Below are 10,909 nucleotides of genomic sequence, written 5' to 3'. Positions count from 1 at the left end.
GTCCGTATCCCCCCCACGGACCGGCCCGTTTTTTCTGCCCGGGCGCTGCGCCGGGGCAGAGGGTCAGGAGCGGCCCGCCCAGATGTTCGTCCCGGCGGTGTCCACCGCGAAGGTGTCGATCTCCTTCAGCTCCTCGTCGGAGAGCGGCGATCCGGCCAGCGCCGCCACGTTCTCCTCCAACTGCCCGACACTGCTCGCGCCGATCAGCGCGGACGTCATCCGCTCGTCGCGCAGCACCCAGTTCAGCGCGAGCTGAGCCAGCGACTGGCCGCGGCGCTGCGCGATCTCGTTCAGCCCGCGCAGCCGGCGGAGCACCTCGTCGGAGAGCAGGTTCGGGTCGAGGGACTTGCCCTGCGCGGCACGCGAGCCCTCCGGGATGCCGGTCAGATACTTGTTCGTGAGCAGCCCCTGGGCGAGCGGCACGAACGAGATGCAGCCCATGCCCGCCGTCTCCAGCGTGTCGAGGAGGCCGTCGTCCTCGATCCAGCGGTTGATCATCGAGTACGAGGGCTGGTGGATGAGCGCCGGGACACCCATCTCCTTCAGCAGCCGGGCGGCCTCGTCCGTCTGCTCCGCCGTGTACGAGGACACGCCGACGTACAGCGCCTTCCCCTGCTGGACGGCGGACGCCAGCGCGCCCATCGTCTCCTCCAGCGGGGTGTGCGGGTCGAAGCGGTGCGAGTAGAAGATGTCGACGTAGTCGAGACCCATCCGCTTCAGGGACGCGTCGAGCGACGACATCAGGTACTTGCGGGAGCCCCACTCGCCGTACGGGCCGGGGTGCATGAGATAGCCGGCCTTGGTGGAAATGATCAGCTCGTCCCGGTACGGGGCGAAATCCTGGGCGAAGATCTTCCCGAAGTTCAGCTCGGCGGAGCCGGGGGGCGGGCCGTAGTTGTTCGCCAGGTCGAAGTGGGTCACGCCGAGATCGAAGGCACGGCGCAGGATCGCGCGCTGCGATTCGAGTGTGCGGTCGTCGCCGAAGTTGTGCCAGAGACCGAGGGAGATCGCGGGGAGCTTGAGACCGCTGCGGCCGGTGCGGCGGTACTCCATCGAGTCGTAGCGGCTCTCGGCGGCACGGTAATAGGGGGAGTCATTCACGCTTCCCTCCTTATCACGGACTTGTGACAGGCCGGGTTGGGCGGCCGTGGCCGCAGCGCAGTAATGTGACGACTTCGGGGGTCAGCCACGCAGCACGGAGGGGTTAGTACGGTGAACCTGCGCGACCTGGTCTACGGGCTCTACGCGCGCCGGGTGGAGGGCCGCCTCGATCACGCCCAGGTGCCGAAGCACATCGGTGTCATCCTGGACGGCAACCGCCGCTGGGCGAAGGCGTCCGGTGGCACGGCGGCGGAGGGACATCAGGCCGGGGCCGACAAGATCTCCGAGCTGCTGGGCTGGTGCGCCGAGACGGATGTCGAGGTGGTCACGCTCTGGATGCTGTCCACGGACAACTTCGACCGCCCCGAGGAGGAGCTGCGCCCGCTCCTCGGCATCATCGAGAACACGGTCCGCAATCTGGCCGCCGACGGCCGGTGGCGCGTGCATCACGTGGGCACGATGGATCTGCTGCCCGCCCGCACCCAGTCCGTCCTCAAGGAGGCGGAGCAGGCGACGGAAGGCAATGACGGAATACTGGTCAATTGCGCCGTCGGGTACGGCGGCCGGCAGGAGATCGCGGACGCGGTGCGGTCGCTGCTCCTGGACCACGCGGCGAAGGGCACGAGCTTCGAGGAGCTCGCGGAGATCGTCGACACGGACCTGATCGCGTCGCACCTCTACACCCGGGGCCAGCCGGACCCGGACCTGGTGATCCGTACGAGTGGTGAGCAGCGGCTCTCGGGCTTCATGCTCTGGCAGAGCGCCCACTCCGAGTACTACTTCTGCGAAGTCTTCTGGCCGGCCTTCCGCAAGGTCGACTTCCTCCGCGCGCTCCGCGACTACGAGGCCCGCCACCGCCGCTACGGCGCCTGACGGGGACTGCCGCCCCCGTACCTCCGCCACTCGCGTGACCTAGGGCCTGTCCGGTGGATCTTGCTGGGCTCGCGACGCCCTGCGACTCCGTCTCCTGCGTTGTCGTCAGTCGGCATGGCTCCGCCATGACTCTCCCCCTGCCTTCGGCGGGGGGACCCCCATCCTCCGCCCTGGATCCGAAGCCGCATCAGTGACATCAGCCACTCCGCGGCGGGCGCTCGCTGATCCAGCCTGATCCACCGGACAGACCCTGGCCCTCCGCCCGCCTCCCACCGGCCGGGACGTGCCCCGCCCCGCCGGTGCTCCGCCGCGTGGGCCCGTGGCGGACGTCCGCGTCCCCGGACCCGTACCGACGGCGGAATCGCGCCGTGTGCCCACAGGGCCGGTGGACTTGGCGCGGCGGCCGGGCCGGGCGCGCCGCGGGCCCCGTCGGGAAGCTCCCGGTCATGGTCATCGCCTGTTCATCGACGCGTCGTCATATGCCCTGGCATGGCTGCGCGTGTTCGAGGGAATATCCCTGACAGGTCGACATCCGGACACCCGAGCCGGATGCCGTTCTATATAGCGAGTGGCACCGAGCCGCTCGCCCGGGAGGCCCTTTGCGCCAGGACGACCGTGCGGCCAGCACGGAAGGAACGGAGGGCCGGTGCCCGGCCCGTGCATCGTGGCCGGAGACCGGTCCTACCGCCCGCGACGCCGTCGCACCCCGATCTCAGCCGAGGGGGTACGTCCTTCCGTGGTGAACAGCACAAAGCGCCGCATGCCCGACAGGCGCACCTACGTTCTCGACACCAGCGTCCTGCTGGCCGACCCGCACGCCGTTTCCCGCTTCGACGAGCACGAAGTCGTGCTCCCGATCGTCGTGGTCACGGAGCTGGAGGCCAAGAGGCACCATCCGGAGCTCGGATACTTCGCCCGGCAGGCACTGCGCCTGCTGGACGACTACCGCGTCCGGTACGGCCGCCTGGACGCCCCCATCCCGATGGGCGACCTCGGCGGCACACTGCGCGTCGAGCTCAATCACTCGGACCCCGGCGTGCTTCCCGCCGGCTACCGGCTGGGCGACAACGATTCACGGATCCTGGCGGTGGCACGCAACCTCCAGGCGGAGGGGTACGACGTCACCGTCGTCTCCAAGGATCTGCCGCTGCGCATCAAGGCCTCCTCCGTCGGTCTTCTGGCCGAGGAGTACCGCGCGGAGCTCGCCATCACGGACTCCGGATGGACCGGAATGTCCGAACTGGCCCTTGCTGCCGATCAGGTGGACATCCTCTATGAAGAGGAGAACCTGTACGTGCCGGAGGTCGCCGACATGCCCGTCCATACCGGGCTCGTCCTCCAGTCCGAGCGCGGCAAGGCGCTCGGCCGGGTCACCGCCGAGGGAAATGTCCGGCTTGTCCGTGGCGATCGCGAGGCCTTCGGGATCCGCGGCCGCAGCGCCGAGCAGCGCATCGCCCTCGATCTGCTCCTCGACCCGGACGTCGGCATCGTCTCGATGGGCGGCAGGGCCGGCACCGGCAAGTCGGCGCTGGCGCTCTGTGCCGGCCTGGAGGCGGTTCTGGAGCGGCGCCAGCACCAGAAGGTGATGGTCTTCCGGCCGCTGTACGCCGTGGGCGGGCAGGAGCTCGGCTATCTGCCGGGCACCGAGGCCGAGAAGATGAGCCCCTGGGCGCAGGCGGTCTTCGACACGCTCTCCGCGGTGGCCGGCCGTGAGGTCATCGAGGAGGTGCTCGGTCGCGGCATGCTCGAAGTGCTGCCGCTCACCCATATCCGCGGTCGTTCGCTGCATGACGCGTTCGTGATCGTGGACGAGGCCCAGTCCCTGGAGCGGAACGTCCTCCTGACCGTTCTGTCCCGAATCGGGGCAAACTCCAGGGTCGTTCTGACTCATGATGTGGCACAAAGGGACAATCTGAGAGTCGGTCGGTACGACGGAGTCGTCGCCGTCGTGGAGAAGCTGAAGGGGCATCCGCTCTTCGCGCATGTCACGCTCACCCGCTCCGAGCGTTCGCAGATCGCCGCACTGGTGACCGAAATGCTGGAGGATGGACCCATCTGACATCTCAGGCCCGGTATGAGAGTTGGCGCCGCCCGGTGAAGCGCAGGAGCTTAGCCGGGCGGCGTCATGCTGCGCGGCCCTTTCCGCAAAACTCCTGGGACAAACGGGGTGTGAGCTTTCACACGCAACGATGAATTGCCTTGCGGTGTCGGCTTCCGGCAGAGTCTGGTTTCCGTCAGGCCCCGCATACGGCACACCTGCACCCCCAGGGGTGTTGCACCACACAACTCCACACTTGCCGCCGTATGCCGCCCGAGCACCACGCGGCACTCCCCGCAGGGGAGTTGCCCACCGGGCCCGCGCCTCCCGTGACCTAGACAAGAGGGAGTGCCAGTGCCAGGGGCACGATTGCGTCCGCGAGGTCACCTGTGCGGGCGATGCTGGAAGGAAACCGTGTGAGCCGGATCTCGGTCCGGGGATTCGCCGTGGCGTCTGCCACTGCGGTCACCACTGTCGGCGCTGTCGTCGGTGTTGCCTCGGGCAACACCCCCGCCACGAACGACAACCTGGAGACGACCGCTTCCGACGCGACGCTCCTCGCAGACATCCCGGTCGGCCAGCAGGCCCAGGTTCAGGTCTCGTCCCTGACCCAGCAGGCCGAGGCGCAGGCCGCCGCTGCCGACGCCGCGGCGCGGAAGTCCGCCGAAGAGGCGGCACGTGTCCAGGCCGCCAAGGACGCCGAGGCGAAGAAGGAAGCCGCCGAGGAGAAGGCCGAGCGCGAGGCCGAGGCCAAGGCGGAGGAGGAGCGGGCCAGCCGCTCCGCCGTCCGTGACGCCTCCACCTTCGCGACCCAGTCTTCGTACAGCGTCTCCGAGGTCCAGGCGATGGCCCGCCAGATGATCCCTGGCGACCAGTTCCAGTGCTTCAGCAACATCGTGGACCACGAGTCCAGCTGGAACTACCGGGCCTCGAACCCCTCCTCCGGCGCGTACGGTCTGGTCCAGGCGCTTCCGGGCTCCAAGATGTCGTCGGCAGGCGCCGACTGGCAGACCAACCCGGCCACCCAGATCAAGTGGGGCCTCAACTACATGAACGACCGCTACGGCAGCCCCTGCGGCGCCTGGTCGTTCTGGCAGGCCAACCACTGGTACTAGGCCCCACCGGTACCAGGCCCCAGCCTGGCGCTCAACTTCGCGCAGCCCCTTGCCGTCCTACGGTGAGGGGCTTCGTGCGTGTACGGTCGGGGCGGACCCGGGGGGAGAGGGAAGCGACATGTCGAAAGCGCCAGGGTGGCTGGACCGGCTGGGGGCCGGACTGACCCGGATGGGAGCACGGTTGGAGGAGCGCCGGGCCGAGGCCGCGAGTGCTGCCGACGACGAGCCGCCGACCGGTCCCTCACCCGACAAGGTCCCGCCGCCGCCCGCCTACGCCCCCGCCGTCGCCGCCAGACCCGATCCGGTCGCCGCGATCCCGTGGGGGATGCGGGTCGCGGCCGAGGCCGGCTGGCGGCTGCTCGTCCTCGCCGGCACCCTCTGGGTGCTGATGAAGGCGATCAGCGCGGTCCAGCTGGTCGTCCTCGCCTTCGTCGCCGCCCTGCTGATCACCGCCCTGCTCCAGCCCACGGTGACCCGGCTGAGGAAGATCGGCCTGCCGCGCGGGCTCGCCACCGCCGTCACCGCGATCCTGGGCTTCGTCGTCATGGGCCTCGTCGGCTGGTTCGTGGTGTGGCAGGTCCTGGACAATCTGGACAATCTCGCCGACCGGGTCAAGGACGGTATCGAGGAGCTCAAACGCTGGCTCCTGGACAGCCCGTTCCATGTCACCGAGCAGCAGATCAACGACATCGCCAAGAACCTCAGCGACACGATCGGCACCAACACCGAGGAGATCACCTCGGCCGGACTGCAGGGCGTGACCGTCATGGTCGAGATCCTCACCGGGATACTGCTGGCGATGTTCTCGACCCTCTTCCTGCTGTACGACGGGAAGCGGATCTGGCAGTGGACGCTGAAGCTGGTGCCCGCCCAGGCGAGGCCCGGTGTGGCCGGCGCGGGTCCGCGCGCGTGGCGGACGCTGACCGCCTATGTGCGGGGCACGGTGGTGGTGGCTCTCATCGACGCGATCTTCATCGGACTCGGCATCTACTTCCTCGACGTCCCGCTGGCCGTGCCGCTCGCCGTCTTCATCTTCCTCTTCTCCTTCATTCCGCTGGTCGGTGCGGTCGTCTCGGGGGCGCTCGCGGTCGTCGTCGCGCTGGTCACCCAGGGCGTGTTCACCGCGCTGATGGTGCTGCTCGTGGTCCTCGCGGTGCAGCAGATAGAGGGCCATGTTCTGCAGCCGTTCATCCTGGGCCGCGCGGTCCGGGTGCATCCGCTCGCCGTCGTCCTGGCGGTCGCCGCGGGCGGTCTGACCGCCGGCATCGGCGGTGCGGTGGTCGCGGTGCCGCTGGTGGCGGTGACCAACACGGTCGTCGGCTATCTGCGGGCCTACGGGCAGGAACAGGCTGTTCGGATCGGGCCCGCGCCGCACGGTGCGACGGCGTACGAGGTGGCGCCGACGCCGGCGCCGGGGGAGCGACGGCAGTGATCTCGGAGCCGGAGCTGGTGGGCGGTGCCGACGTTCCCGCACCGCGCTCGGGCGAGGCCGCGGCAGGCGGCTTCACGGCGGGCGGCGCTCCCACGGGCGACTTCACCGCGCGCGGCGTCTCCGGCGCCGGTGTCGCGGCGGCCGACGTCCTCGCGGGCGGTGAGGACGAGTCGAAGCCCCCGCGGCCCCGGCGTGCCTGGCTGTGGGCGCTCGGCGGCGCGGTCGTCGCGTCGGCGCTGTGGGCGGGCGGGCTGTACGCGTACGAGCGCCCCGGCCTCGACCTCCAGGGCTACCGCGTCAGCCGGAATCTGTGCCTGGACGCGGAGTTCACCTCCCTCGGCGGTGCGCTCGGCGCGAGGACGGGAGCCATCGCGTCGGTCGACGAGCATGTGGCGCTCGACCGCGCGCACTGCAGCTTCCAGCTCACCGGGACGGGCCAGAACCAGGAGTACCAGGTCACGGTCTCGTACGTGCTGCACAAGAAGACCGATCCGGGGGCGGAGTTCGAGGTGATGCGCCGCCCGTTTGCGCCCGACGGCGATCCCCGCGAGGTCCAGCCGGCCGACGGCCTCGGCGAGCGTGCGTATCTGGTGATCCCCACCGAGGGGTACCCGTTGATGGACCTGGACGTGCTCGATGGACAGGCCGTGATCCGGGTCGGTGTCTCCGCCGTGTTCACGTACACCGGAGAGGACGACACCGAGGTGCCGCCGCCCGACGTCGATGAGCTGATGTCGCTCAAGGACCACGTCGTCGAGGACACGAGGCAGCTGATTGCCCGGCTCAAGCGTCCCGCGTGAGGTAACAGACGCACGCAGAATGCTGAACACTTCCGGACGGCTTGGTGAAAGACGTTCACTACTGACCGGAAACCGAACAACGGATGCCTAGCGTCCGCCTTTATGAAACACATACGCACAGCGGTCGGGCTCGGTCTCGCGCTGCTGTTCCTCGTGCTGGGCATCGGCGCCCAGCCCGCGTTCGCTCATGTCTCGCGCGAGCACGCGGAACTCGTGGTCGCCGCCGGTGACAACGTCACCAGCGGCCGTCTCATCGTGCACAGCGATGTGGTGTCCCCCGCACAGGCCGGCGCCTGGGCTGCCGGGCTGCTCCCGGCCGGCTGCCCGGCCACCGGCTCCGGCGTGCCCGGCGACAACGGCGGCGTGCCCGGCGGAGTCGTCATCGAGCTGGCGTGGAGCTGCCACGTCGACGCGCTCGACCTGAGCCCGCTGCTGGAGAAGGGCGGACTGACCCAGGTCGTCGTCGAGTTCGACGGCACCGCGGTCGACGCCTCCGCGGCCACCCCGCTCGTCGACGCCAAGGGCGCCCACGCGCTGCCCGTGTTCCCCTGGACGACCGTCGCACTCGCCACGGCGGCAGGTGTCGTACTGCTGCTCGCCGCCTGGCGGCTGCCGTCCCTGGTGCGAGGGCTGCGCGCCTCGCGGCGCTACCGGCTCGCAACAGCCGGTGCCGTCGCCCTGTCGTTCCTCGCGCCCCAGGCGGCCTTCGCCGAGGACACCGATGCGGCGACCGTCGCGGTCGAGGGAACCGTCTTCAAGGACGCCAACGGAAACGGCAAGCGGGACAAGGGTGAGCGGGCCATGCCCGGCATCGACGTCACCGACGGCGCCGCCTGGACCACGACCGGCGCGGACGGCTCGTACAGCCTCCGGGTCGACCCGAAGCGGCGCGAGACCGACCTCGTCAGCATCGTCTCGCCCGACGGCTACACGCCCGCGCTGCGCAAGGACTACATCCCGCAGTTCTTCCAGAAGGTCCCCGAGACCGGCGGAACGGGCATCGACTTCGCGCTCGTACCCGACCGCAACGCCGCGAACCCCACCGAGAAGTGGGTCATGAACTCCGACACCGAGGTCGGCAACCGCACGGACGACGAGGCCCGCCGCGCCCTGCCCCAGTGGACCGGCCAGGTCCAGGCGATGTCCGAGGCCGACGGCGTGACGATGCAGATCGCGACCGGCGACCTCACCGTCACGGACTACGCGGCCGAGCCGCGTCGGCAGGGTGCGTACGACCTGTTCAGCAAGGGCCTGGAGGAAGGGCGGCTCGGCCACCCCTTCTACCCGGTGATGGGCAACCACGACTTCGGCGGCACGGCCACGTCCCAGGGCTATGCCGGCAGCATGGAGTACTACCGCCGCAACCTCGCGCCCGAGTGGTACAGCTTCGACCGGAACGGCCGTCACATCGTCGTTCTCGAGGACAACTACGACGCGAGCGGGCTGAAGCCGCAGCTGGAGTGGCTCCGCGAGGACCTCGCCCGCAACGCGGTCGGCAAGCAGGTCTTCGTCTTCGCACACCGCTCGCTGTTCACCCAGTGGGGCCCGGGTGCGGGCATGCAGCCCACGATCGACGAGCTCGCCAAGTACGACGTCCGGATGGTGGCCGCCGGTCACAACCAGCAGGCCGAGTTCCGGCGTGGCGCCTTCAAGCGGTCCGTCGAGATCAACAACCAGGGCTCGTACGGCATCGACGGCGCCCACCCCGACTACAAGGTCCTCGACTTCAGCGGCATCACGGACGATCCCCGCACCCGCCGCAACGAGGACACCGGCCATGTGACCGGCATCCACCGGCAGTTCGACATCGACGACGACTCGGCGCTGGTCAGCCCCGCGCAGGGCAGTGTGCACGGCGCCAGGGCCGGAGTGCCCGTCGAGGTGTACGCGGAGGACGACGGCCGTACGCCCGCGAAGGCGTCGCTGACCGTGCGCGACAAGCGCGGCCATGTGGTGGAGCGGACCACGGTGCGCTTCGGCGGGGCAGCCGCGCGGCCCGGCATCGAGAACTGCTACACCCCGCCCGGCGGCAAGCCCGAGCCCTGCCCGGACGCACGCGGCGCATGGACCCGGGCGAGCGACCGGCTGAGCGGGCTGCGGCCCGGCACGTACACCGCCGAATCGATCGCGTACGACACCCGGGGCAAGGCGTTCCCCGTGGTCAAGAACGCCTTCGAGGTCGTACGGGACAGCGAGCTCGCCGAGCCGGGGACCGGCCAGGACTGGCTGCGGCAGGGCGGCGACGAGGCGGGGCGGTCCGCGAGCGGCGCCGAGCCGGGCGCCGGGCTCGACCTCAAGTGGACCCGGCAGACCGGTGAGCAGTTCAACCTGAACGGCTCGGTGATCGCGGACGGCAGGCTGATCGTCTCGTCCCGCGCCTTCGACTCCCCGTACAGCATGATGCTCGGCTACGACATCGCATCCGGCCGTGAGATCTGGCGTACGTACCTGGACGGCGACGCCGAGTCGGCGCCGACGCTCCATGACGGCAAGGTCTATCTGACGACCGGTGTCGGACGGATCTACGCACTGGACGCGGCGAACGGCCGTATCGCCTGGCAGTCGGTCGACCGCGAGGAGACCCACGGGGACACCGTGCGCCGGTACGGCCGCGCGGGCGGACCGGTCAGCGTCTTCGGCCTCACCGGCCAGGACCGCACGGTCGCCGTCTACCAGGACGCGAACATGATCCGCTGCCGGGACGCCGCGACCGGCGGGCTGCTGCCCGGCGGATTCGGGGCCGCGTTCTCCTGGGGGCAGGCCCACAGCACGGCCATCCGCGAGCCCGGCTCCAACACCGCCTATCTGCACTCCATGTCGAGCAACACCGTCATCGCGATGGACCTCGCGGAGTGCAAGCAGCTGTGGGTGAAGGACACGGCGGGCGGCATCGACAGCCACTCGTCGCCCGTGCTGACCGACCCGAAGGCCCCGGGCGCCTCGGGCGGCGAGGCGAAGCTGGTGACGTTCACCGCGTACGGCACCCGCGGCCACGACCCGAAGACGGGTGCGGTGACCTGGGAGTCCAAGCTGGGCGGCGGCAGCACCTGCGAGCCGGGGCCCGCCGCGCTCACCAGCCCGGCCGTGTGGGGCGACACCGCCTATGTCGCGGGTCGCGACGGTGTCGTACGCGCCTACGACACGAGCGCGGCCGATCCGTCGAAGCCGGTGTGGGAGTCCAAGTCCGGCTATCTGGCGGGGGAGAGCCCGCTGGACGACAAGTGGCGCGTCGCCATGGGCTGTTCGGCCGGTGCCGGTTCGCCGACGATGCACCCGCTGGTGACGAAGTCCCATGTGTACGTGGGGACCTGGGACGGACGGCTCCTCGTCCTGGACCGGGCGAGTGGCACGCAGGTCGCCTCGTACAACCTCGGCGCGGGAGTGGCCTCGGCCCTCTCCGTGAGCGGTGACTGGGTCTTCGCCCTCACGGACGACGGCACCGTCCACGCGCTCGCCGCACGCCGCGGCTGAGGGGAAGCACCACCGTGCGATCACTCCGCACCGGGGTGCTGCTCCTGCTGGCCGCCGTCCCCGCGCTGCTCCTCGGCAG

The 10,909-nt window shown here is 70.0% G+C and carries 7 protein-coding genes; 6 read left to right on the top strand and 1 reads right to left on the bottom strand.

What is annotated here, in order from left to right; all coding sequences use genetic code 11:
• Window positions 1–63: 63 nt before the first annotated feature.
• Window positions 64–1,101 (bottom strand): L-glyceraldehyde 3-phosphate reductase, encoded by a 1,038-nt coding sequence (mgrA, locus tag ACWGI8_RS30240; protein WP_453665699.1) that lies wholly within the window; start codon window positions 1,099–1,101, stop codon window positions 64–66.
• A gap of 111 nt (window positions 1,102–1,212) precedes the next feature.
• Here mgrA and ACWGI8_RS30235 point away from each other — a divergent pair, with 111 nt between their 5' ends.
• The 6 genes from ACWGI8_RS30235 (at window position 1,213) to ACWGI8_RS30210 (ending at window position 10,830) form a co-directional block, all read left to right on the top strand.
• Entirely contained in the window at window positions 1,213–1,974 is a 762-nt protein-coding gene (locus ACWGI8_RS30235; protein WP_453665698.1) for an isoprenyl transferase, read from the top strand.
• 736 nt (window positions 1,975–2,710) lie between these two features.
• Window positions 2,711–4,033, top strand: a complete 1,323-nt coding sequence (locus ACWGI8_RS30230) for a PhoH family protein (protein WP_453665696.1) — start codon at window positions 2,711–2,713, stop codon at window positions 4,031–4,033.
• Between the two features lie 395 nt (window positions 4,034–4,428).
• Window positions 4,429–5,127, top strand: a complete 699-nt coding sequence (locus ACWGI8_RS30225; protein ID WP_453665694.1) for an aggregation-promoting factor C-terminal-like domain-containing protein — start codon at window positions 4,429–4,431, stop codon at window positions 5,125–5,127.
• Between the two features lie 118 nt (window positions 5,128–5,245).
• Entirely contained in the window at window positions 5,246–6,559 is a 1,314-nt protein-coding gene (locus ACWGI8_RS30220; RefSeq protein ID WP_453665692.1) for an AI-2E family transporter, read from the top strand.
• Window positions 6,556–7,359: a hypothetical protein gene (locus ACWGI8_RS30215; RefSeq protein ID WP_453665690.1), complete on the top strand. Its 804-nt coding sequence runs from the start codon at window positions 6,556–6,558 to the stop codon at window positions 7,357–7,359. Before ACWGI8_RS30220 ends, ACWGI8_RS30215 begins: the two co-directional genes overlap by 4 nt.
• Window positions 7,360–7,461: 102 nt before the next feature.
• Window positions 7,462–10,830, top strand: a complete 3,369-nt coding sequence (locus ACWGI8_RS30210; RefSeq protein ID WP_453665689.1) for an outer membrane protein assembly factor BamB family protein — start codon at window positions 7,462–7,464, stop codon at window positions 10,828–10,830.
• Window positions 10,831–10,909 lie beyond the last annotated feature (79 nt).

The organism is Streptomyces sp. NPDC054841 (assembly GCF_053611045.1).
The sequence above is the reverse complement of the archived record's forward strand: the minus strand, read 5'-3'. Positions and strand labels throughout refer to the sequence as shown.

Excerpts from the sequence above, each read along its gene's own strand:
- ACWGI8_RS30210 (WP_453665689.1), top strand. The coding sequence starts at position 7,462 with ATGAAACACATACGCACAGCGGTCGGGCTCGGTCTCGCGCTGCTGTTC.
- ACWGI8_RS30220 (WP_453665692.1), top strand. The coding sequence starts at position 5,246 with ATGTCGAAAGCGCCAGGGTGGCTGGACCGGCTGGGGGCCGGACTGACC.